A 23,577-nucleotide genomic window follows, 5' to 3' on the forward strand; every position below is an offset into this window, starting at 1 on the left:
TCGGCTCCCCATGCGCAACACAGCGATGAACATGGTCCACAAGCTCGCCGCGCGTGACGAGCGGGTGCTTTACATCGGCTCCGATCCCGGCGCGGGCACCTTGCGCGCGATGAGCAAGGAGTTTCCCAAGCGCCATCTGATCGAGGGTATCTCGGAAGCGCATATCATCGGCATGTCGGCCGGTCTCGCGATGGAAGGTTTTGTTCCTTACGTGAACACCATCGCAACCTTCCTGACCCGGCGCTGCTATGAACAGGTGGCCGTGGATCTGTGCCTGCACAATCTGCCGGTGCGGCTGATCGCCAATGGCGGCGGGCTCGTCTACGCGCCGCTCGGCCCGACCCACCAGGCGATCGAGGACATCGCGATCATGCGGGCGCTGCCGAACATGACCGTGATCTGCCCGTGCGACGCCGACGAGGCGGCGCGCATGATGGAGCAGACGCTGGACTGGAAGGGCCCGATCTACATCCGGCTCGGCAAGGGCGGCGATGCCATCGTCTCCAAGGCCGAGCACGGCTTTGAGATCGGCAAGGCCATCCTGATGCGCCCGCAGGGCGACGTCCTCATGGTGACCACCGGCATCATGCTCCAGCGCGCCCTCGCTGCGGCCGACCTGCTGGCCGCGCAAGGCATTCGCGCCGGCATCCTGCACATGCATACGGTGAAACCGTTCGATACCGCGGCATTGCTGCAGGCGATCCGTGGCACCAGGCTCGTCGCGACGCTGGAGGAGCACGTGCCTTCCGGCGGCCTTGGCAGCGCGGTCGCGGAGACGCTGATCGACAAGCTCGGCTCCGGCTTCCCTGCGATGCTGCGTCTGTCGCTGCCGGACCGCTTCATGCACAATTACGGCTCGCAGGACTCGCTGCTGAAGAAGCACGGCCTTTCCGCCAGCGCGATTGCGACCTCGATCGAGCATGCGCTCGCGTCGTCGCGCACCCCCTCCCCTCAACTTCATTCCACCTGACGGATCACATGTACGACGTTCGATATTCCTACCTGCTCGAGCAATTCGCCGATCCCGCACCGATCCTCGCCGAGATCGGCCGCCTGGTGGCGACCGGTGACTTCACCCTTGGCAAGCCCGTCGCCGAATTCGAGAAGCGCTTTGCCGAGCTGATCGGCGTGCGTCATGCCATCGGCGTCGGATCGGGCACCGACGCGCTCAAGTTGCCGCTCAAGGCCCTCGGCATCGGCCATGGCGACGAGGTCATCACCGCCGCCAACACGTTCATCGCCACCGTCGGCGCGATCGCCGAGACCGGCGCGACGCCGGTGCTGGTCGACTGCGACGATTCGTTCTGCATGAACGTCGACCAGGTCGAGGCCGCCATCACCAAGAAGACCAAGGCGATCATGCCGGTGCAGCTCACCGGCGAGGTCACCGACATGGGCAAGCTGATGGCGATCGCCCAGCGCCACAACCTTCCCGTGGTCGAGGATGCCTGCCAGGGCATCCTGTCGGAGTTTGCCGGAAAACGTTCCGGCACCCACGGCATCGCGGCTGGCTTCTCCCTGCATCCGCTCAAGAACCTCAACGTCTGGGGCGATGCCGGCGTCGTCGTCACCAATGACGACGGCATGAACGAGAAGCTCCGCCTGATCCGCAACCACGGCATGAAGAACCGCGACGAGATCGCGATCCTCGGCTGCAATTCGCGCCTCGATTCCCTGCAGGCGGTGGTCGGCAACTGGCTGATCGGCCAAACCAGCGAGATCACGCGCCGCCGGATCGAGAATGCGGCGTATTACGATGCAGGTCTCGCCGGCCTGCCCGGCCTGCGCATCCCGCCGCGCCGGCCCAACGTGAAGCACGTCTACCATCTCTACATGGTGTTCGCCGAGCGCCGCGACGAGCTCTACAAATACTGCCTGGACAACGGCATCGAGGCCAAGATCCACTATCCGATCCCGCTGTATCAGCAGGAAGGCCTGAAGCATCTCGGCTACGCGCCCGGCACCTTCCCGGTCACCGACCGCCACGCCAAGGAAGTCATCAGCTTCCCCGTCGACCAGCATCTGACGCGCGCGCAGCAGGACCGCGTCATCGAGACTGTCAGGAAGTTCTGCCATGGACGCTGACACCGGCCGCCGGCGCATCGGTTACGTCAATCTTCCCGCGCAATTCGAGGAAGAACGCGCCGAGATCATGCAGGCGGTGGAGGGCGTGTTCCAGCGCGGCGATTTCATCGGCGGCGCGGCGGTCGCCAAGCTCGAGGAGGAATTGTCGGCCTATCTCGGCTCGCCGCACGTGGTGACGCTGAATTCCGGTACCGACGCGCTGATCCTCGCCATGCGGGCGCTCAACATCGGCCCCGGCGACGAGGTCATCACCCCGCCGAATTCGTTCGTGGCATCGACCGCCGCGATCATCGCGGTCGGCGCCACGCCGGTGTTTGCTGACGTGCTGCCGGACCAGAACATCGATCCGGCCGCGGTCGAGGCCGCCGTCACCCCGCGCACCAAGGCGATCATGCCGGTGCATCTGACCGGGCGCATGGCCGACATGACCCCGCTGATGGCGATCGCGGACAAGCACGCACTCGCCGTGATCGAGGACAGCGCACAGGCGATCGGCTCGACCTATGATGGCCGGATGAGCGGCACCATCGGCACGTTCGGCTGCTTCTCCGCCCACCCCCTGAAGAATCTCAACGCCGCGGGCGATGCCGGTTTTCTCGTCACCACCGACGCCGGGCTCGCCGCGAGAATCCGCCGGCTGCGCAATCACGGCCTGATCAACCGCAGCGACGTCCAGGAATGGGGCATCGTGTCTCGGCTCGACACGCTTCAGGCCGAGGTGCTGCGCATTCGCCTGCGTCACCTGCCGTCGGTGATCGAACGCCGGCGGCGCAACGCCGCGCAATATCGCGCCGAGCTTGCCGGCTTGCCTCTGTTCATTCCGCCCTGCCGGAACATCGAGTTCAACACCTTCCACACCTTCGTGGTGCAGACCGACCGTCGCAACGACTTCCAGAAATATCTTGCCGACAAGGGCATCGAGACCGCGATCCACTATCCGGTCCCGATCCACCTGCAGCCGGCAGCGGCGCATCTGGGCCATGGCCGCGGCGCGTTCCCGGTGACGGAACGGCAGGCAGACCAGATCCTCACCCTTCCCATCAACCAGTTCCTCTCGGCCTCCGACATCAGCTATATTTGCGCGACCGCCCGGGAGTATTTTGCATGACGGACACGGACTTCCTGCACGCCGACGAGCAGGCGCTGGCGCAGCGCTTCATCGACGATGGCTTCGTCACCACGCCGGCCGACGATCGCGCCGGGCTCGACCGGATCCAGCGTCGTGCCGCCGAGCTCGCAGCGGACTATCTGAAGCTGCCGCACAGCAACGATCCCTACGCGATGCTCGACACCATCCACACGCGGGTCAGCGTGGATGATCTCAACGGATTGCGGCTGCACGTCTTCAACGGCCTCAACGCCGAGCCGTGGTTCCGGCCGACCTACTTCCGTCTGGCGCGCTCGACGATCGAGACCATCGTCGGCAACGAGCTTTGCATGCAGCGCCGCGTCAATCTCAGCATCCAGCTTCCCGGCGACAGCTCATCGCTGCTCGCCACCCATTCCGACGTGTGGTCGGGCGACTCGCCGTTCGAGGTCGTGGTGTGGGTGCCGCTGGTCGATGTCCATCGCACCAAATCGATGTATCTGCTGCCGCCGTCCCTGAACGGCGACATGCAGGACCGGATGGCCAGCCTGCGCAGCGCCGAAGAGCTGTACAAGAGCATCAAGCCGCACGCGACCTTCATCGAAATTCCCTACGGTCACGTCATGCTGTTCAACCAGACCCTGATGCACGGCAATCGCGTCAACGAGGAAGCCGGCACGCGCTGGAGCATGAACTGCCGCTTCAAGAGCATCATGTCGCCCTACGCGGACAAGCGCTTCGGCGAGTTCTTCGAGCCGATCCTGCTGCGCCCGGCGACCCGGGTCGGTATGCAGTACAAGCTGCCGGGAGGCTTCCATGGCTGAGCGAGCCGGCCATCGCGGCTATATCGGCGCCCGGCCGCTGAACGGCAGCCGCACCCCCCAGCACGTCCAGAACATCGTGATCCGCGACTATGCGCGGCGGAAGAACCTGCATTATCTGCTGAGCGCCGCCGAGCACACCATGCCCGGCAGCTACATGGTGCTCGAGGACATCCTGGACGAGCTGCCGCAGCTGCGAGGCCTGATCCTCTACAGCATCTTCATGCTGCCGCCCGACGAGGCACGGCGGCGGCAAATTTACGACCGCGTGCTGCGCGAGGGCTGCGACCTCCACGCAGCGGTCGAGGAGATCACGCTGTCGTCGCAGAAAGACATCCAGGCCGTTGAGGACATCCTGCTCGTCAACAAGTTCGCGACCATCCTGTGATGATGCCGCGGACCGGTTGGGCCCCATGACCGAGATCAACCTGCTTCAGCCGATGCACGCATCGACAAAGCGGAACTACGTCCAGCGCGTGGTCGAGCACGACAAGGCTGAATCCGCCACCGTCGCGCGGCAATGGGGACGCGATTACTGGGACGGCGACCGGCGCTACGGCTACGGCGGCTATCGCTATGACGGACGGTGGCGCCCGCTGGCCCAGACCCTGATCGATCGCTACGGCATCAAGCCGGGCATGAGCGTGCTCGACGTCGGTTGCGGCAAGGGCTACCTGCTCTACGAGTTCACCCAGCTCGTCCCCGACCTCAGGATCGCCGGCATCGACATCTCCGAGTACGGCATCGCCAACGCGAAGGAGGAGGTGCGGCCGCTGCTCCAGGTCGGCAGCGCCGTCGAGCTTCCCTATCCCGATCACTGCTTCGATCTCGTCGTGTCGCTCGGCGTGCTGCACAACCTTCCGCTCGAGGACGTGTTCCGCGCGGTCCCTGAGATCGAACGCGTCGGACGCGGCACCTCGAAATATCTGATGGTCGAATCCTTCCGCAACGAGTGCGAGAAGGCGAACCTCCTCTACTGGCAGCTCACCTGCCTGAGCTTCCACGGTCCGCAAACATGGGCCTGGATCTACGACAAATGCGGGTACCGGGGCGACCATGGGTTCATCTTCTTCGAATGAAGCAGGCTTGCGCGGGACGACCTCGTTGCGCGCGCAAAATCCGGAAGTGTACTATTCGGACGACGCCATCGTCACCGCAGACGACGCCACGATCGCGGAGCTGAAGCGCATCGCCGCCGGCAACCCGCGCCTGCGCAGCCGGCTGTGCACGCATCCCGATCCCTCGTCCAACCTGCACGAGATGCTGATCGTGCATCATCGCGAGGCCTATGTCCGGCCCCACAAGCACCTTGGCAAGCCTGAATCGTTCCACGTGATCGAGGGCACCGCGCAGGTCGTGATCTTCGAAGATGACGGCCGCATTCGCGATGTGCTCGAGATGGCGCCCTATGGCCAGGGCAAGCGTTGCTATTACCGCATGCCGGAAAAGGTCTTCCACTCGATCCTGATCACCTCGGAATGGCTGGTGTTTCACGAAACCACCGCCGGCCCGTTCGATCCCTCCCGCACCGCATTTCCCGACTGGGCACCCGACGGCAGCGATGCCGCCGCGGTCCAGGCCTACGTCACAAGAACCGGTACGCTCGCCGCGGAGCATCTGGCGAGACAATAGACTCCGACCGCTATCGCGGCTCGACGATCCCGCCGTGACTGATCGAGGACGACACCAGCCGATGAAGCCGCCTGCAAAAGCACTGGTTACTCTGGCCAAGTTCGCCGTCTCGATCGGTATCCTCATCCTGTTGGTGCGTACCCAGGATCTGTCGTCCCTGAAAGCCGATCTTCTCGCCGTCCGATTGGACATGCTGGCATTCGCCGTGCTGCTGCTGTTCGCCCAGACCTTCGTGCTCTGTCATCGCTGGATCCTGATCCTGCGCGCCATGAACGTGCCCCTGGATTGGCTGACCGGCTGGCGCATTCTCATCGTGAGCACCTTTTTCAATCAGGTGCTGCCCGCGGGCGGCGATGCCGTCCGGATCTGGATGCTGCGGCGGCACGGCGTTCAATGGTCGCCAACGATCAGCAGCATCGTGGCCGATCGCTTCCTCGCGCTGCTGGCGCTCGGTACCGTGATATTGGCGGGAATGCCGTTTCTGCTGCCGCGGATCGGCGATAACTCGCTCCTCGTCGCGATCGTCATCGTTCTCGCATCCGCGTGTTTCGGCCTCATCGCCCTCGCCACCCTGAACCGGTGGCCGCCTCGCATGATCGCTGCCGTGCCGGCGCGGATCGTGCAATTCGCCATGCTGGTCAGGGCTCCGCTGGCGGCTAAAGGGCGCGGAACGCTGATGGCGGCCGCCATCATCATCCATCTGATCACGGTCGCAGCCTGTGATGTCCTTGCGATCGGCCTCGACGCGCCACTCTCCGCGCTTGATGCATTCGTTCTCGTTCCGCTTGTGATTCTGTCGTCCGCGGTGCCGATCTCGATCGGCGGATGGGGCGTGCGGGAAGGCGCAATGGTTGCAGCGCTTGGCCTGGCCGGGATCGCATCCGACAAAGCGCTCGCGATATCGGTCTTGCTCGGTCTCGGCGGCCTGATCGTGGGCCTGTTCGGCGGCCTGGTGTGGCTGGCTGCGCCGGAGCGCGCCAATTTCAGCGCCGACCAGGCACGAGCCGTCGCCGAACCGACTGACGCCGCATCGGTCTAGCAATGGCCAACATCGCACAAGATCAAGCTATGGGAGCTGCCAAGGTGCGCTTGCCCACCATCCTCGCGGCGTGGCTGCGGCGCGTACTTATTTTCGTGCCGGCGGCTGTCTCGATCTGGTGCCTGAATCAGCCTGGCACGTACCGGACGTTGCTATTCGAGGGCGGTTGGACGACGCGTTTCTACGTCGTCGCCTGGATCGTCCTGACGCCGTATCTTGGCTGGCTCATCATGGCGACCGGCCGCCTGACCTTCTCGCTCATCAAGCACGAACCCGCCCAACGGGTTGACGAGTTCTTCGTTGGTGCAGCCACGCTGATCTTGGCGGGATCCGGGCTTGGCTTTCTGTCGCTTCTCTATCCGCAAATCGTGCTCGGGTTATCGATCGCACTTCTGTTGTGGGACCTGCGGAGTGTCTGGAAGCCGCAGAAGCTCGCGCCAAGTTTCTCGCTGCTCGCGCTATCGCTGCTCGGCCTTTGGCTTCTGGCGATGGTGTTTCTGGATCGCGCCGTCATGCCTGACGTCGTTTCGACCGACGTTCAGCAGCTCTATGCACCCTATCTTGCGGAAGTTGCGAGAAATCACAGCACTTGGCTCGCGGCAGACAACCCCATCTTCTCCGACTTCGAGATCGGCCACGGAAACGGGCTGCACTTATGGCTGGCAACGTTTCTGCCTCCACACGTCGCCCAGATCGTTTCATTTCTCTATTTCGTCGGGATCGGCGCGGTCATTTTCGAACTCGTCCGCATCGTCCTGCCATTGCAGGCTCTGGGATGGCGGTGGCAAGACGCAGCGGTACCGATTGCACTCGGCCTGGCCATCCTCGGCCTTACTTGGCCCAAGACGGTGCCGAGCGTTACACCCGGTCTCCACACTATGGAATTCGGGAAGTACCATCTGCAGACCGCGGCGTTCTTCGTCTATTTCCTGCTGGTTGTCACTCGGTCTTCCCAACGCCGAGACAGGCTTGCCGCCGGCATTTGCGCCTTTGCCATCACCGCCTCCTATCCGCTCTACGCCGCGTTTGTCTGGTTGATTTCAGCATTGGGAATGCTCACCAAGGCACTTCAGCGAGACCGATCAGGACTCATGACCGGCGCGCTGCTCGGGCTGGGCGCGATCGCAGGATGCATACTGGCCTTTTCTATTAACTATCTCTACCTGGGAATACCGGCAACCAACCCGTACTCGCTCTTCCGGAACGTCGCGTCGGTGGAACGTTTCTCAGAATTCGGCAGCCTCGATATTCTGGATTTTTTCGTTCTGGCGCAGTCGCTGGAGGTCAGCGATTTCTTCAGCAATGCGGGATTGTTCGCCTTCTTCAAGCAGGTCAAGTCCGTTCTCCTGGTTGCTGTTCTTCTCGCGGCGACGACTTGGGCGGTGGTTTTCGCCGACTGGAAGCTGTTTCCCGATTGCTCCGACGTCTCGAAGTCGCGGACATTGCCCAATCCCGCGGGGCTTTTCATCGTCATCGCCTACTTGGCCAGCGTCCGCCTTCTGGACATGACCTTGAATATCCCGAGCTTGATCAGGCTATCCGTTCACGCCAACGCTCTATTCCCGCTTGCAACTGTCGCAATCGCTTGTTGGGGCCTGCTCATCATCCGGCGGTTGACCCCGATTTGGTTCGCCGGGCGCCATGCTCCTGAAGTAGCTGTTCTGGCGCTCTTGATCGCCTCTGCCTGCACAACCGTGTGGTATCCCTGGCGAAGCTTTAGGGATGACGGGGCGATCGCTTTTGCAAGCGGACGTCCCCTTCGCCAGATGCCGCGTGTCGCCCTGGACTGGCAACGCTGTGACGAGCTGCAGCAATCGACGGGCTCTGACCGCATTCTGCCTCTCAATGGCTATCGCACGATGGTGCCATGCTATTTCTCGCCCCTGCTCACGCGAGGCAAGATCATTCATACCTATGAAAGCGATGTCGCGCGCGATTTCAGAAAGATCGCGGCGGGCAGCGCTGACACGGCAGAAGCCACGCTTCGCGCGCTGGGAGTGAATCTCTTTTATGTCCAGAAGGAGAATTGCGATTTTTGGCTGAATGGGTTCTCTGACCTTTTTCGGAAAGACGAACTGCCGAAACGCTTTACTGTTCGCACGGAGACCCCGGATTACTGGCTGTTGACGTGGAAGAATGGCAATCAGCCGATGAGTCCAGATGCTGAGGCCGAGATCTCGACGCTTAGGACGAGATCGAAAGATATCTACCGGGAAGCCTATGGCGTGGAACCATTCGAGGCGATCAAGCACGGTCTGCCATCAAACGACAAGCGCAGAGATCTCAAGGCTCTCGAACAACTCTCCAAATGCCGCTGAGGAGTTGCTGATTTGACGAGGGAAAGCGATCTTGCACGAGGATTTGCACATGCGTTTCGGTAGCTGCCCGTCCTGGAGGAGCACACGCTGGCAAACAAGCGCGCGCGCCGCCTTGATGACAGCTCCGCTCCTCGTCGCTGTATTGGGCCTTCTGGTGAAGATTCCTCCCGAGGTCCAATTTTTCAGCGGCGGCTACCTGACAGCGTGGAACAGCTTGTGTCTCGCCATCCTCGCTCCCTATGTCGTTCTCGCGTTTATCGGAATGGGGGCCCTGTTCGTCCGCCCACTCGCCGGCGAAGATATCTACCTCGACATGGCTGACTTGCTCGTGCTGCAGTTCTTCGGCGGTGCGGCTCTTTGCAGTTTGATCGGCGTCTGCCTTGGCGCGGCTGGACTGCTCTTCCCGTGGATCACCATCCCGTTCCTAACGGGCCTGGTCTTCTGGTATCTTGCGCAGCATCTGGATCGGCCATCCCGCATCCATTGGACACCATCGACGGCAGCCGAATGGCTGCTGATCGGGTTACTGGGTTTATCCGCGCTCGTACTCCTGCTCGTGAAGGGCGTCGTGCTCGACGCGACCCGCGGCGATATCCCGCAACTTTATCTTCCGCTCCTCGCTGACCTGCAGAACCGGCACACCCTCTGGCTCGATCGCGAAGAACCGAAACTGTTCTGGTTCCTGCTCGGCCGTGGCCACGGGGCCGACATGTTGCTTGTGAGCTTCGGAGGTCCGATCGCTCATCAAATCCTCTCTGTTGTCTACTTGCTGTCGATCACGGCGTTGGTCCATCGCATGGCGGCGCGGCTGACAACAGGCTGGATATTGCCGGGCTGTGCGGCCTTGATCGCAATGTGGTCGAGCTTTATCGGACTGGAAACTGGACGCTTCCACTACGAGACAGGGGCCTTCCTCCTGTTTGTGTGTTGGGCCGGGGTCCTCTATGCCACCACAAAGGTCCGCGTAATCTTCCGTGCCTTGGTACCGGCCGTGATATCCATCGCGATCATGGTCCCCCAGGCCGCAATCATCGCCGCAGCGTTCTTGATGGCGGCAGCAGGAGCCGGGTGGTTTGCTCACGGCCCGCGCGGTTTCGTGCGGCCGCTCGTAGTGGCCACAATCGGTCTTGGCACAGCGGCTCTTAGCCTCCTGGTCAACCAGATCTATCTCGGCATCGCCGAGGTCAATCCGATCGGCGTATTCATGCCGCTCATCAACGTGGAGCGCTTTCGCCAAATCTCTAGCTTGGATCTCATGGTCTACGTGAACAACGCGCAGGGCATCAAATACGCAGGATTTTCGATGCTCGACATCGTGGCCGCTGCGCGTCGCTTCTGGATAGTGCTCTCCGGCCTGTTCCTTGCGGCGAACTTCTGGGCGTACCCGGCTTTCATTGTCGCATGCGCCGCCTTGCTTGACGTGCGGCAACCACAGAAGAACGGCCCCTTCGTCGTTGGCCTCGGGCTTTCGCTGCTTGCCATAGTTTGCCTCATCACTCTCACTTCGCATGGAAGTTTGGAGCGCATGCTGGCCTTCCGATCAGTCGCAACTCCTCTGATTGCCACTTTAGCAATAGTGCACCTTACCGGCGTCTTTCGACGATATCGATTCAAGGATCGTTTCAGTTCCCTGCCAGCTGCGACAGTTGCCGTCTGTTTGGCGGCCCTGGTTGCGATCGTGGTAGCAAGGTCGCAGGGCGAGATAACCCGCGCGCGTGTGCAAGGTGCCTTGGCATATGTCACCGGCCGCATCGGCCTGGTTGGCACTTCCCCGTCCTTTGACGATCTGGACCCGCGCCGCTGTCGGGAGGTCTCGCGCCACGTTCCATCCGCCTGGCACATTCTGCCCGTGAATTCCGCTCTGCGTTTCCTGCCGACCTGCGCCGAATCCCCTCTCCTGCCGTCCGGCCGAGTGGTCGACACCCTCCATCCGGTGTTCCTGCCGGACTATGGAGACGTTCTGCTCGGACCGTCCCCACTCAGCATTGCCGCCTTGCGCCGGCACAATGTGAATGCCTTTTACATCGAGAGCAACAGGTTGGACTTCTGGGCGCACGGGCAGAGCCCGCTCTTCGATGCAGACAGCATGCAGCGCAATCTAGACGTGCTCCACGTCGGAGCCGACTACATATTGCTGACGTGGAAGGGATTGGGAGTCGAAATGAGCGACGCGCAAGTTGCAGCAATCACCGAGCTGCGGAACCGTAGTCGCGTGACCGGTGGAAGCAAAGAGTATTGGGAGGGCATTGCAGCACTTGCCGCATGGCGGTCCCAGCAAGACTCCGGCCGAAAGTGAAGAGCAGCGTGCTCCCCTACATGCCGCACGGCAGCGGAGGGCGCTGGAAGTTTTCGCGGCCGTCGGCCCCCACGATGGTCATCGCAAATCCTGCCGAACTGGCTCCGTTTCTGAACGGCCGGCCATCCGACAAGATGCTCGCGGACAGCGTGGAATCCTAACTTATCAATTGAGGTGAACGCTGGGGCCCTATATAGGCGTACAATGGCTGTCAGCTGCGGGCCGCAATGGCTCGGGACGCCGATTCACAACTGTTCCTGCAAAGAGCCAAAGCCGTGACCGACCATTGCCGCCTCTGCCATTCGACCAACCTGCGACCGGTCATCGACCTCGGCCTGATGCCGATTGCGCATCGGCTTCGGCATAGCCGAAACGAGCAGGAGGAACGGTATCCGTTCGAGGTGCTCGCGTGCGGCGAATGCGGCCTGCCGCAGATCGTCAAGCCGATCGATCCCGACATCCTGTACCGGCAGTTCAACTACAATTTCAGCAGCTGGAAGCCGGAGCCGCACCAGGTCGACGAGCTCGACACCATCGCAAAATTCTCGAAACATCAGTCCGTGTTCGAGATCGGATGCAACGATGGCCTGTTCATGGACAGGCTGCGCGAACGCGGCGCGAAGGTCTTGGTGGGCGTGGAGCCCAACCCCGTGTCGGGCAAGATAGCCCGCGAGCGCGGCATCAAGGTCTATTCCGACATGATCAGCCCGGCGCTGTGTCACGACGCGGTCGCCCAGGCCGGCAAGTTCGACCTCGTCGTCTCGCGTCAGGTGCTGGAGCACATCGTCGATTTCGAGAACTTCTTCGACTGCGTGAAGATCGCGCTGCGCGAGGACGGGCTGCTGTTCATCGACGTGCCTGATTTCGCGCCCGGATCTACGGCGGGAGATCTCTCCGTCCTCTGGGAGGAGCACGTCAGCTATTTCACCGAACCGACCCTGCTCGCGCTCTTGGCGCGTCACGGCTTCGAGGCGGTGTCCGTGAAGAAATACAATTTCAGCGGCGGCAGCCTCGCGATCGCGGCCCGCCGTGCCGCGGGCGACGTGACGCCGCCGCCTACGCCGTCCGGCGTCGGCGAGAAATTCGGTCAGCGCGCACGGGAATATGGCGCGCGCCTTCGTCCGATCCTCGCCAAGGCCCGCGCCAATGGTGCCGAGATCGCCATCTACGGCGCCGGCTGCCGCGCCTGCACCTTCACCAATGCCCACGAGCTGGCGGATCTCGTCGATCTCTCGGTCGATGATCAGAAGGAGCGCCAGGGCTTATTCCTGCCCGGCACCGGCATTCCTATCCGCTCGCCGGATGACCTCGCCGGCAAGTCAAATCCGCTCGTCTGTCTTCTCGCCGTGAACCAGGAAAACGAAGCCAAGGTCAGCAGCCGGCTGCGCGAGAACGTGAAGCGGCCGCTGCACATCGTTTCGATCTTCGCGCCCTCCGACATCTGGAGCGAGCTCGACCGCCTCGAGGCGGCCGCAGGGTCGCGGCATGGCTGAGGACAAGCTCTTCAACTACTACGAACGTCAGGATGTTCTGCCGACGTTCGGAAATTTCAAGTCGTCGGCCGAGCTCGAAGCCTATGCCAGCCAGCGGCGCGAGCTGTTCTCGGACAAGCTGGTGCTGCCGCCGCGGCTGTTCCGCGGTGCCGAGGTGCTCGAATTTGGTCCCGATTCCGGCGAGAACGCTTTGGTGTTTGCGGGCTGGGGCGCGAATATGACGCTCGCTGAACCGAACCGGCATGCACACCCGAAAATTCAGGCCTATTTCGCGCATTTCGGCCTGACCGAGCGTCTCCGCGAGCTCGCGCTCGCCGATGTCGAGGGCTTCCGCAGCGATCGCCGCTTCGACATCATCGATGCCGAAGGATTCATCTATACGGTGCAGCCGAGCGAAAAATGGCTCGGCATTTTTCACCGGCTGCTCAATCCGGATGGCTACGCCGTCGTCTCCTATTACGAGCGCTATGGCGGCTTCTTCGAACTGGCGCTCAAGGCGATCCATGCGGCCGGCAAGGTGTTGACAGGCCGTCCTGCGCTCGAAACGGCGAAGACGCTGTTCGATGCGAAGTGGAACAGCATTCCGCACACCCGCAGCTTCGAATCCTGGCTGATGGACGTGCTGGAAAATCCCTTCGTCCGGTATCGGTACTTCCTCGACGCAGCGGCCTTGTGCACGGCAGCGCATGAACAGGGATTCGACATCCATTCGGCATGGCCAGCCTATCGCGACGGCCTGGACGTCTACTGGCACAAGAAGATCCTGTCCGACGACGAGAAGCTGCGGCGCGCGACGCGCCATCTCGACCGCAGCCGCCTGAGCTTCCTCGGCGGACGAAAGCTCTACCTGGTCGGCAAGGCCGATGCCGTGCAGGAGATCTCGGCATCGATCGAGGCGCTGGTTCTCGACGTCGATGCGATGATCGACGATCCCTTCGGCGCGAGCCTGCCGCGCGTGATCGCGAGCCTCGCGTCGCTACGCGAGACGATCCGCACGACGGACATCCTCGCCGACGATGCCCCCGATATCGAAACCATCGTTGCGACGCTCGACAGTTTCCATCGCATCTTCGGCGCGATCGGGCGACGGGATGCGTCCGCGGTCGCTGCCCTCACCCAGACTGATCCGGCGTTCATCAACACCTGGGGACAGCCGGCACATTTCCTCGTCATCCGGAAGCGCTTCAAGGGATCGTAGCCAGTGAAGCCAGGCATTGGCATCATCGGAACGGGCATGGTCGGCCAGATGTGCCACCTTGCCAATTTCGCCGCCAATCCCGCCTGCCGCGTCGTCGCGATCGCCGATCTTCGGCCGGACCTTGCGGCCGCCGCTGCGCAGAAATTCGGCATTCCCCAGGTTTACGGCACGCATCGGGAGCTGCTCGCAGATAGTGCGGTGTCCGCCGTCGTGGTCGTGACGAAGCGTCGCGCCACCGGCCCGATCGTGCTGGACGCGTTGAACAGCGGCCGGCACGTGCTGTCGGAAAAACCGATGGCCTACACGACGGCTCAGGCTACGTCGCTAGTCGAAGCGGCACGGCGGCAAAACCTCGTCTACAGCATCGGCTACATGAAGCGTCACGATGCCGGTGTGGCACGGGCGCTCGAGGTGCTGGCGCGGCTGCGCAAGGACCAGTCGCTCGGACGCGTTGTCCGCGCCAAGGGCTGGTGCTTCGGCGGCGACACCGGTCGATCACGCGACAATTTCGTGATGACCGGCGAAGCACGGCCGGACGGGATCGAGCTCTGGCAGGATGGTCCCGACTGGATGCCGCGCGCGCTGCGCCCCGGCTACGACAATTTTCTGAACGTCTTCAGCCATATCATCAACCTGGCGCGCTACCTGCTCGGATCGTCGCCAACGGTCGCCGAAAGCTCTGTCGAGACTTCGGGAGCCGCGCGCATCACCCTCGACTTCGACGGCATCGCGTGCACGCTGGATCTCGTGAACGGATCCGAGGGGGCCTGGCGCGAGGGACTGACGATCGATTTTGAGCGCGGCGCGGTGACCCTTGATTTGCCCCCGCCCTTTGCCGAGCAAGAGGCGGAGGTCATTGTCGAGCACGATGGTCAAAGCACGCGGCTGACGGGTGAAGGGAGCTGGGCATTTCGGCGCCAGGCCGACGCCTTCGTGTCCGACATCGCCGAACGTCGCATACCCCTGGCCTCCGGCGAGGATTCGATGACCGACATCGCGCTTGCGGAGACGGTCTGGAAGCGGCGGGCTAGCGGCCAGGCGTGACACTCTTGCTTGCGCCCTCGAGCGGCAGGACGCCGGCGATCGGGCCCAGCTTGATCGTGACCTCTGCGACTTGAGCCAGGAACTCTCCAACATCGCAGCGCGCCAGCAACCGGCACGCGTAGTACTTCCGCACCAAGGTCTGGTTCGGCGCGGCTCCTGTCCCCGGCTGCAACGAGATCGTTGCCTGCGGCCCCGAAGGATCGAAATGATGGAACGCACTTCCCGGAGCCTTCCGCGCCTCGTCCATCCCCCGGAGGATGTCGGGCCGCTCGGCACGCAGAGCAAATCCGAAGAAGGGCTGATTGCCCCAGGCAAGGCGGAGCATGCCGGTGACCTCGGCGAGACCGAACGGTACATGCCGTGACGGATAGTCGAAAAAGCCGTCATCGAGCGCATAAACCGTCGCCGCCGGCTGGATCCGGCTGGCAAGGTCCCGTGCCAGCGCCTGCTGCTTCAGGGTTCTCGCCTGCATGAAGACGTAGTCGCTCCACAGCATCCCGATCGACACGATCAAGCCCACTCCGAACATGACCGCAAAGGCGGCGCCGGGGCCGGACCGACGTTCGGCCTGTCGCTTGAACGCCAGCAGTGTCAGCGCGAGCGGCACGCCGAACATCAGCAGGTGGCGGCTCTCATAGAAATGCGTGGAAGACGGCCGCAGGCCGGCAATCAGATAGGGCGACGACAATGCGAGGAACAAGACCACGGCGAGTGCGAGCGGTATGGTGATCGCGCTTCTGGATGCGGTCGACTTCGTGTCCGGACGCAGCAGCAACAATACAATGCCGACGAGGACCGCAGCCGCGATGAAGAGCGCTGGGACCTGAATCGCGGCGCGGATCGCGTGGGCCACGACGTCCCTGTAGCCGGTGACGAAGAACGCCCACCATCCCCTCGCCAATTCGCCGAGCGTCGGGAAATGGGCGTCATAGTGCTGTGCGTACACACCGATCCGCTTGAACCAGATATTGAGCGTGCCCCAATAGACCAGAGGAAGCACCATCAATTCCGGATAGCCCAGGGCGCAGCGCCAGGCTGCGAGCCATGTACGGCGAACGAATCCGTGCGCCGCGTCTCCGCTCCGCCATATCGCAACGAACAGGCCGAGCACCATGAAGGCATAGAGCACGATCGTCGAGTTGAGCGCGAAGCTCAGCAGGAAGACGAGCGAGGCGAGCACGCGAAGCAGCACGCGCCGCGGGCCGCGGGCGCTGAAGGCGAGCGTCAACAGCCATGCGCCGATGAACAGCAGCCCAAAGCTGAAAACGTAGACTGCGTTGGCCTTGCCCGCCCACAGCTGGTAGCCGGGATAGGTCCAGACGATCAGTGCGAAGCCGACCGCCTCGGCACGGTCGAGCAGATCGAGCCGGATCGCCGTCAGCGTCAGACACACCGCGCCGAGGACAATTCCAGCGAGCGCCAGCGATACCATCACGACGACCGGGGCGCCCGTCCAGTTCGCGAACGTGTCGTAGCTGAAGAAGATCGGATGACCGGCGCCATTCAGCAGGAAATCAATGTCGACGAAATAGTCCGGACGCGGCTTGAGCACCAGCCAGTCGTCCATGAAGAGGCCGTCATTCAGGAGCATCGGCGCATGTGCTACCAGCAACACGATGATCAGAATGGCTATCGCACGCAGCAACGGGGGCAAGCTCGGACGGGAAAGGGAGGACATCGCCGGCCAGGATTCGCACGCCCACGTGGCGACCGCAAGTGCTGGGCGCCGGTCTCCCTTGACCGCAAAAATACGACCTCCTATAGACTTTCGCTCTGGCTGGGCCTGAGAGGCGTCCGGGACGATTTTCCACGATGAACATGCTACCGGGCCCGGCGCAAGCCGCCGCGATTGGTCTCAGCATCGCCTTTCCACTGCTGTTGCTGTGTTATGCGCGCATCGCCGCCACTGGCGGATCCGGCCGCCGCTTCCGGTTGGGCTGCGTCAGCATCCTCGCGCTTTACGCGATCGTCTGTATCGCCCTTCCAGGGCAACGACACCTCGACGACGTGCTTGGTGGTCTCCTGCTGTTGGGGACAGCGATGATGTTCTGCTACATCCTGTTCAGTCTGCTGGCGTGGGGCTTTACCCTGACGCTGCTCACGGCACTTGTTCAGGCAGAACGTCCCCTCACCCTGGAGCAATGGGCCGAGGCGTACATGCAGGGCGGAGATCTCGGCACGTTCACACACAACCGCCTGAAGCTCCTGGTCGGCGCAGGGATGGTGATCACGGCAGGAGACAGGCTGGCTCCGACGGCCAAGGGCGTAGCGGTCGCGCGTCTAGTCAGACTTGTTCGTCTGTCGACAGGCCTTGGGTGAGCGGCACGATGTCCTTCGCTGTCGGTCTCGTCGCCGTCGTCGTCTTCGCCCTGCTGGCGCCGGCCTTGCAGCTCATGGCCCGCGCGCGCTCATGGTCGCTCGGACCCGTCACCCTGCTCGCGATCGCCGCGGTCGTCTCGCATGGTCTCGGCGTGACACTCGGAATTTTCGTCATCCCGCAATTTCAGTACTGGGACGCGGCTTCGGTCTTCGGATTTTGCGTCATGGCTTACGTTTTCGCCTTTGGCGCAGTGTACAAATCGGTGTCCCTGGACATCCTGCTCAGCCTCGTCGAGCGGCCCGGTCGGAGGGCCCCACTTTCGGAGATCGCCGAAAGGCAGGTTCCAGATCTGTTCCGGGGACGAATTGGGAACCTGGTCGATGGCGGCCTAGTCGAGCCGGTCAATTCGAACTTCGTGGCGACCGCGGCGGGCCGGACGATGGCAGGTCAGGTCGGACGGCTGCGCCGCGCCTTCGGCATTGGCGATACCAGCCTCTATGATTTTTCCGACTAGTTGCGCAGAACACACACATCGCCGGTTTCGTGACAGTTGTGTGGACCGTATCCGCGAGCCGCATTGTTCGCTCGGCTCGGATGACCTAGAGTTGCACCGGGGTTCCACAGTAAAGAGTGGCCGGCAACGGCGGCATAAAATGACACCTTCCAGGGCGGCAAAAAAGCTTACGATCGTCATCCCTGCGCTGAACGAGCAGGACAAGATCGCCGACACCATCGACGGCGTGCTGCCGCTCGCCCGCGAGCTGCTTGATGATTTCGAGATCTTCCTGATCGACGACGGCAGCACCGACGCCACCGGCGCGATCATGGATGAGTTCGCGGCCGGCGAGCCGCGCATCATCGTGCATCACAACGCCGAACGGCGGGGTGTCGGCGCCGGCTTCGAATATGCGCTGTCGCGTGCGAAATTCGATGCCATCACGCTCATTCCCGGCGATCACGCCTTCCAGAACGAAGGTATTGCCCGCATGTTCAAGGCGGCGGGCGCCGCCGACATCGTCATCACCTATCGCGACAACCAGTCGGACCGCTCCATCAACCGCTCCATCCAGTCGCATTCGCTGCGGTTCATCCTGAATTGCCTGTTCGGCTTCTGGCTATCCGACTATCACAGCATGATCGTCTATCCCGTGAAATGGCTGCGCCAGATCGCGGTCAAGGCCGACGGCTACGGCTACCAGATCTGTGCGCTGATCTCCCTACTCCAGCTCGGCCTCACCCACGTCCAGGTCCCCGTGAGCCTGAATGCGGAGCTGAAGGGATCGTCCCGCGCGCTGCGGCTGCGCACCTATTTCGAGCTCGGCGGGACCATCGTCTCGCTGCTGCGCCGCGTTCCGATCCGAAACGTCGATCTCAGTCAGATTCCCACTGGCGCGGAGCGGACCCCGGCGCGCTAGCCGCGCCGGTCCTTGACACAGGAATCAGAGGTTTAGGCCGCCACTTGGCGTGCGACACGAGGGACGCGTGTCCCTATCCCGCCAGCGTCTAATCTAAGTGATTGATTTTACTGGCAGGAGTGGCAGGGCTCGAACCTGCGACCCCCGGTTTTGGAGACCGGTGCTCTACCAATTGAGCTACACTCCTACGAACCCGCGTCACCGCGGATCAGGGGCGCTTTCAAGCACAGAGGGCGGCCGGTTTGCAAGGGTGAACCGCGCCGGCTTCGCTTGTTTGTGCCTGGGTTTCTGGGCCACAGTCCGTTGGCCATAACGAAAAACAATCGGGAGTGCCCATGACCGTTACAGCGACCGCCACAGCTGCTCCACAGGCCACGAGCGCGCTCCACACCCCGCCTTTGCCGGAAGCCCGCCCCGAAACGCTGGGGCTGTCGCGTCCCCGTCTCCAGGCCATGTCGGATGCGTTCAGCCGCGATATCGACAAGGGAACCGTTCCCGGAGTCACCGTGCTGGTGGCGAGGGGCGGCCAAGTCGGCTGGTTCGAGGCGCTCGGCAAGCAGAGCCCGGCGGGCGCGGCGCCGATGGCGCGCGATTCGATCTTCCGGATCTTCTCGATGACCAAGCCGATCGTCTCGGTCGGCATCATGGCGCTGGTCGAGGATGGCCACCTCCTGCTCAGCGACGCCGTCGCAAAATTCATCCCGGAATTCGCGAGCCAGCGGGTCGGCGTCGTCAAGGACGGCAAGTTGGAGCTGGTGCCGCCGACACGGCCCATGACCGTGCAGGACCTGCTCCGCCACACCTCCGGCCTCACCTACGAGCATCAGGGCGACGGCCCCGTGCACAAGCTCTACCAGGAGTCCCGCGTCCGCAGCCGCAAGATCACCAACGCCGAGCACGCCGCGCTGGTGGCGAGCTTTCCGCTGGTCTGCCATCCCGGCGCGGAGTTCAACTACAGTCGCTCCACCGACATCCTCGGTCGCATCATCGAAGTCGCCAGCGGCAAAACGCTCGGCACGTTCCTCACCGAGCGCGTGCTCGCGCCGCTGCAGATGGCCGAGACCGGCTTCTCCACACCCGCGGCCAATGCCGGCCGGCTCGCCGAGCCGTTCGCGGCCGACCCCTGGACCGGCGACAAGGTCGCACTGTTCAACATGCTCGAGCAGCCGGTGATGGAGTCCGGCGGCGGCGGCCTGGTCTCGACCACGATGGACTATGCCCGCTTCTGCCTGATGCTGCGCAATGGCGGCACCCTCGACGGCAACAGGATCATCGGCCGCAAGACGCTGGAGCTGATGGCCTCCGATCACCTCGGGCCGCACGTTGTGACGAATGGCACGCTGCTCTCGCCCGGCCACGGCTTCGGTCTCGGCTTCGCCGTGCGTCGCGAGGCCGGCATCGCCCCCTTCCCCGGCAGCGTCGGCCAGTATTTCTGGAGCGGCATCGCCGGCACGTTCTTCTGGATCGACCCGAAGGAGGACCTGTTCGCGGTGTTCATGAGCCAAGGCCCCGGCCAGCGCGACTATACGCGGACCTTGGTGCGGGATCTCGTGTACGCGGCGGTGGAGTGAGGCGGCGCCGCTAGACGCGGCGCTGCATCCACATTTTCGCTGTCATGCCCCGGCTCGACCGGGGCATCCAGTACGCCGCGGCGGATGTGGCAAGAGCGAGCTCTCCAACGAAGGCCTCTGGGACACTGGATCGCCCGCCCCAGTGCGCAATTGCGCACAAGGCGGGCGATGACACCGGTGTTGGAGTGGACCCGCGTGCCCCTTCCCTCGCGCAACCTGCCTCAGCTAATCGTCGCGCCGCCGTCGATCACCATGGTCTGGCCGGTCATGAAGTCGCCGGCCTTCGAACCCAGGAACACGGCCGCTCCCGCGATCTCGTCGGGAATGCCGATGCGCAGCAGCGGCGAGCGCGAGGTCGAGGCTTTCAGGTTCTCCGGATTGTCCCACAGCGCTTTGGCAAAGTCGGTCTTGATCAGGCCGGGCGCGATGCAGTTCACGCGGATGTTGTCCTTGCCGTATTCGCAGGCGAGGTTGCGCGCGAGCTGCATGTCGGCGGCCTTGGAGATCGCGTAGGCACCGAGGATGGTCGAGCCCTTCAGGCCGCCGATCGAGGAGACGATGATGATCGAGCCGTCCTTGCGCTCGATCATCTGCGGCACCACCATCGAGATCAGCCAGTTGTTGGCGACGATGTTGTTGTCGAGGATCTTTCGAAACTGATCGTCGGAGATCCCGGCGAGCGGGCCGTAATACGGGTTCGACGCCGCGTTGCAGACCAGCACGTCGATCTTGCCGAAGGCGCGGTTGCTCTCGTCGACGAGGTTTTGCAGATTTTCCTTCGAGGAAATGTTGGCGGCGATCGCGACCGCGGTGCCCTTGCCGAATCTGTCGTTGATGCCCTTCGCCACCTGCTCGCAGACGTCGGCCTTGCGCGAGGAGATCACCACCTTGGCGCCGTGCTCGGCCATGCGCTCGGCGATTGCGAGCCCGATGCCGCGCGTCGATCCCGTGATGACGGCGACTTTCCCCTTCATGTCGAACAAGGTCATGTTTCTCTCCCAGAGTACGATTTGATTTGGCTCGAAGCTTACGCCGCGTCCGCGCGAGCGGGCAACGGCTCTAGGCGAGCTTCTTGACTTCCGGTCCCGCCGGCTGATGCATGGCCGCGTGCGCATCGTCGGCGATCCACGGCTGCTGATTCACCATCGGCAGCCGCCAGACCGTGCGCTCGGGGCTTGCGAAATGATCGAGCCGCGTCACCGACACATTGTCGATATCGAAGGCGAGTCCCCGCTCTGGCTGACCGTCGAGCGCAAGGCCGAGCGCCGCCTTGATGGTGCCGCCATGCGCAACTGCGATAATGTCCTGCCCGGCCGCCTCAACATTGATGCGCTCGATGGTGCGGCGCGTGCGGTTGTAGAGGTCCATGAAGCTCTCGCCGCCGGGCGCGGGCTCGTTGATGTCGGCGAACCAGCTCGTGCCGACGGGGCGGCTCGCGATGAACTCGGCGCGGTTCATGCCCTGCCAGCGGCCGAGATTCTGCTCGGCGAGATCAGCTTCCCATGTCATCGACGCAGGCTTTGGGAAACCGGCCGCCCAGATCGCCTCGGCGGTCTGGTGCGTACGCATCAGATTGCTCGAATACCAGACCGCCCTGCGTGGCAGCACCTTGGCAACAGCATTGAACACGTAGGTGTCGCTGGTGTCGCAGGCGATATCACTCTGCCCGTAGATGTTGCCGCCGTCATTGCGCACCGGCGCATGACGGACCCACCACCACCGCGTCGTGACGACCTTCTTGCCGGAGTCGGACATCATCGAAACCCTTCCATCCCGTGTGATGTCGCTGTACGTCAGTAGCGAACGTGTCTCAAGACACTTTACCGTTTGAAATCTTGTTTGAAATTCCGTCGCGCGGCAAGGGCCGCGCAGCACACCAAAGGGAGAAGCGCATGGGCCGCCTGCAAGGCAAATCCGTCATCATCACCGGCGCCGGCAGCGGCATCGGCCGCGCCGCCGCGCTGCTGTTCACCAAGGAAGGCGCCAAGCTGATCGCGGTCGATCGGACCGAGGCGGTGAAGGACACAGTCGCGGAGATCAAGTCCGCCGGCGGCGTCGCTGAAGCCATGGTGGCGGATGCGGGCTCCGAGCAGGACGTCGTCGCAATGATCGACAAAGCCGTGAAGGCCCATGGCCGGCTCGACGTAATCTGGGCCAATGCCGGCATCTCCGGCGGGCTCGTGCCACTCGCCGAGCAGACCGTGGAACACTGGCAGGAGATCTTGCGCGTCAACCTGATCGGGCCGTTCCTCGCGGTGAAATACGCCATGCCGCACATGGTCAAGCAGCAGTCCGGCGCGATCGTGCTCACGGCGTCCGTCGCAGGCCTCAAGGCCGGCGCGAGCGGACATCCCTATGCGGCGAGCAAAGCCGGCGTGATCAGCCTGGTGCAGACCACGGCGTATTCGCTCACCGGCACCGGCGTGCGCATCAACGCGGTCTGCCCGGGCCTGATCGAAACCGGCATGACCAAGCCGATCTTCGACCGCGCCATGGAGCGCGGCACCCAAGACAAGATCGGCCAGCTCAACCCGCTCAAGCGCCCGGGACAGCCGCACGAGCTCGCGGCGATGGGGTTGTTCTTGGCGAGCGACGAAGCCTCGTATGTCAACGGCCAAGCGTTTCCGGTCGACGGCGGCTTGACGGCGTCGATGCCGTATACGGGGAAGCCGGTTTAACACAGGTCTCGTGTCCCGGACGCGCTGCAGCGTTCTTACGCTGCTGCGCAGAGCCGGGACCCAGGAAGCCGCAGGGCTCGCTGCTACATGGGCCCCGGCTCTGCAGCGCGCCGCTGAAGGAGCGCTGCGCTCCGTCCGGGGCACGCGGCTGGAGTTTTCGCGCACGGTGCTTCGCTGCGCTCGCAATGACGATGCAAGTGGCGTCGGCGTCGCTCTGCAGCAGGCATCTCAATTGCAGACACGCCTTCGCATCCTCGCGGCTCATCTCGCCCGAGCTTTGCTCCGTCCGCCTCACCCTCAATTGAAAGAGGGCGCAGGGAAGGCCGGGAGCCGGCTGGCTCCCATCGACCGCCATGCCACGAGTAGATTGCGCTACAATGCACAGCGGGTAACAGGGCAACCGGAAACATCCCGGCCTTCCCTGCGCAGTGGTTTTACGGCTTATGTCGCGCTCTTGTGTCCGCAAAATCTGCCAGGATGTGCGAACGGGCGGTTCTGACCAACCGCCCGTCGCTGGATCCGAGCCCGTTCGTGCTCAAAGGCCTAGAGCCTGTCGGGGAGCGTGGGACGGATTCGGCGT

General features: G+C 63.2%; 21 protein-coding genes and 1 tRNA gene. 18 read left to right on the plus strand and 4 right to left on the minus strand.

Annotated elements, in window-relative coordinates:
- The first annotated feature begins 10 nt into the window (after positions 1-10).
- The 13 genes from CVM73_RS26575 (at position 11) to CVM73_RS26635 (ending at position 15,013) form a co-directional block, all read left to right on the plus strand.
- A complete protein-coding gene (locus CVM73_RS26575) occupies positions 11-970 on the plus strand; it encodes a transketolase family protein (RefSeq protein ID WP_100234764.1) in 960 nt (319 codons plus the stop codon).
- A gap of 8 nt (positions 971-978) precedes the next feature.
- Positions 979-2,085: a DegT/DnrJ/EryC1/StrS family aminotransferase gene (locus tag CVM73_RS26580; protein ID WP_100234765.1), complete on the plus strand. Its 1,107-nt coding sequence runs from the start codon at positions 979-981 to the stop codon at positions 2,083-2,085.
- The gene (locus CVM73_RS26585; RefSeq protein WP_100234766.1) at positions 2,075-3,193 is read left to right on the plus strand and encodes a DegT/DnrJ/EryC1/StrS family aminotransferase; all 1,119 of its coding nucleotides are present in this window, start codon (positions 2,075-2,077) and stop codon (positions 3,191-3,193) included. The genes CVM73_RS26580 and CVM73_RS26585 overlap by 11 nt, the downstream gene beginning before the upstream one ends.
- Entirely contained in the window at positions 3,190-3,996 is an 807-nt protein-coding gene (locus CVM73_RS26590; RefSeq protein WP_100234767.1) for a sporadic carbohydrate cluster 2OG-Fe(II) oxygenase, read from the plus strand. The genes CVM73_RS26585 and CVM73_RS26590 overlap by 4 nt, the downstream gene beginning before the upstream one ends.
- On the plus strand, positions 3,989-4,381 hold the full coding sequence (locus CVM73_RS26595; protein WP_100234768.1) for an LIC12192 family sporadic carbohydrate cluster protein: 393 nt from the start codon (positions 3,989-3,991) through the stop codon (positions 4,379-4,381). The genes CVM73_RS26590 and CVM73_RS26595 overlap by 8 nt, the downstream gene beginning before the upstream one ends.
- A gap of 25 nt (positions 4,382-4,406) precedes the next feature.
- Complete coding sequence (locus CVM73_RS26600; RefSeq protein WP_100234769.1) at positions 4,407-5,072, plus strand: class I SAM-dependent methyltransferase; 666 nt, start codon at positions 4,407-4,409, stop codon at positions 5,070-5,072.
- Positions 5,050-5,625 (plus strand): WbuC family cupin fold metalloprotein, encoded by a 576-nt coding sequence (locus tag CVM73_RS26605; RefSeq protein ID WP_100234770.1) that lies wholly within the window; start codon positions 5,050-5,052, stop codon positions 5,623-5,625. The genes CVM73_RS26600 and CVM73_RS26605 overlap by 23 nt, the downstream gene beginning before the upstream one ends.
- 61 nt (positions 5,626-5,686) lie before the next feature.
- Complete coding sequence (locus CVM73_RS26610; protein ID WP_100234771.1) at positions 5,687-6,664, plus strand: lysylphosphatidylglycerol synthase transmembrane domain-containing protein; 978 nt, start codon at positions 5,687-5,689, stop codon at positions 6,662-6,664.
- A 2-nt stretch (positions 6,665-6,666) separates the two neighbouring features.
- Entirely contained in the window at positions 6,667-8,982 is a 2,316-nt protein-coding gene (locus tag CVM73_RS26615) for a hypothetical protein (protein ID WP_245452438.1), read from the plus strand.
- 49 nt (positions 8,983-9,031) lie between these two features.
- Positions 9,032-11,278 (plus strand): hypothetical protein, encoded by a 2,247-nt coding sequence (locus CVM73_RS26620; RefSeq protein WP_100234772.1) that lies wholly within the window; start codon positions 9,032-9,034, stop codon positions 11,276-11,278.
- Positions 11,279-11,553: 275 nt separating this feature from the next.
- Positions 11,554-12,771, plus strand: a complete 1,218-nt coding sequence (locus CVM73_RS26625) for a class I SAM-dependent methyltransferase (RefSeq protein ID WP_167407071.1) — start codon at positions 11,554-11,556, stop codon at positions 12,769-12,771.
- Positions 12,764-13,969: a class I SAM-dependent methyltransferase gene (locus CVM73_RS26630; protein WP_100234774.1), complete on the plus strand. Its 1,206-nt coding sequence runs from the start codon at positions 12,764-12,766 to the stop codon at positions 13,967-13,969. Before CVM73_RS26625 ends, CVM73_RS26630 begins: the two co-directional genes overlap by 8 nt.
- Positions 13,970-13,972: 3 nt before the next feature.
- Positions 13,973-15,013, plus strand: a complete 1,041-nt coding sequence (locus CVM73_RS26635; protein ID WP_100234775.1) for a Gfo/Idh/MocA family protein — start codon at positions 13,973-13,975, stop codon at positions 15,011-15,013.
- On the opposite strand, the gene CVM73_RS26640 is transcribed toward CVM73_RS26635, so the two are convergent.
- A complete protein-coding gene (locus CVM73_RS26640; protein ID WP_245452439.1) occupies positions 14,997-16,658 on the minus strand; it encodes a hypothetical protein in 1,662 nt (553 codons plus the stop codon). The two genes, CVM73_RS26635 and CVM73_RS26640, sit on opposite strands and share 17 nt — an antisense overlap.
- Positions 16,659-16,825: 167 nt before the next feature.
- Here CVM73_RS26640 and CVM73_RS26645 point away from each other — a divergent pair, with 167 nt between their 5' ends.
- The 3 genes from CVM73_RS26645 (at position 16,826) to CVM73_RS26655 (ending at position 18,748) form a co-directional block, all read left to right on the plus strand.
- Entirely contained in the window at positions 16,826-17,332 is a 507-nt protein-coding gene (locus CVM73_RS26645) for a hypothetical protein (protein ID WP_100234777.1), read from the plus strand.
- Positions 17,333-17,340: 8 nt separating this feature from the next.
- On the plus strand, positions 17,341-17,847 hold the full coding sequence (locus CVM73_RS26650; protein WP_100234789.1) for a hypothetical protein: 507 nt from the start codon (positions 17,341-17,343) through the stop codon (positions 17,845-17,847).
- 139 nt (positions 17,848-17,986) lie between these two features.
- Complete coding sequence (locus CVM73_RS26655) at positions 17,987-18,748, plus strand: glycosyltransferase family 2 protein (protein ID WP_100234778.1); 762 nt, start codon at positions 17,987-17,989, stop codon at positions 18,746-18,748.
- Positions 18,749-18,859: 111 nt separating this feature from the next.
- On the opposite strand, the gene CVM73_RS26660 is transcribed toward CVM73_RS26655, so the two are convergent.
- Positions 18,860-18,935: transfer RNA gene (locus tag CVM73_RS26660), tRNA-Trp, on the minus strand.
- Positions 18,936-19,083: 148 nt separating this feature from the next.
- Between CVM73_RS26660 and CVM73_RS26665 the strand changes: the two genes are divergently transcribed.
- Positions 19,084-20,319 carry a serine hydrolase domain-containing protein gene (locus CVM73_RS26665; RefSeq protein ID WP_167407072.1) on the plus strand — a complete coding sequence of 412 codons (1,236 nt, stop codon included), beginning with the start codon at positions 19,084-19,086 and terminating at the stop codon, positions 20,317-20,319.
- Positions 20,320-20,540: 221 nt separating this feature from the next.
- Here CVM73_RS26665 and CVM73_RS26670 read toward each other — a convergent pair whose 3' ends face one another.
- On the minus strand, positions 20,541-21,308 hold the full coding sequence (locus CVM73_RS26670; RefSeq protein WP_091894773.1) for an SDR family NAD(P)-dependent oxidoreductase: 768 nt from the start codon (positions 21,306-21,308) through the stop codon (positions 20,541-20,543).
- Between the two features lie 70 nt (positions 21,309-21,378).
- Entirely contained in the window at positions 21,379-22,077 is a 699-nt protein-coding gene (locus CVM73_RS26675) for a histidine phosphatase family protein (RefSeq protein ID WP_167407073.1), read from the minus strand.
- 134 nt (positions 22,078-22,211) lie between these two features.
- Here CVM73_RS26675 and CVM73_RS26680 point away from each other — a divergent pair, with 134 nt between their 5' ends.
- Positions 22,212-22,997, plus strand: coding sequence for an SDR family NAD(P)-dependent oxidoreductase (locus CVM73_RS26680; RefSeq protein WP_100234780.1), 786 nt, complete (start codon positions 22,212-22,214; stop codon positions 22,995-22,997).
- The last annotated feature ends 580 nt before the right edge of the window (positions 22,998-23,577 follow it).

Origin of the sequence: Bradyrhizobium forestalis, assembly GCF_002795245.1 — a bacterium.
Classification (GTDB): Bacteria; Pseudomonadota; Alphaproteobacteria; order Rhizobiales; family Xanthobacteraceae; genus Bradyrhizobium; species Bradyrhizobium forestalis.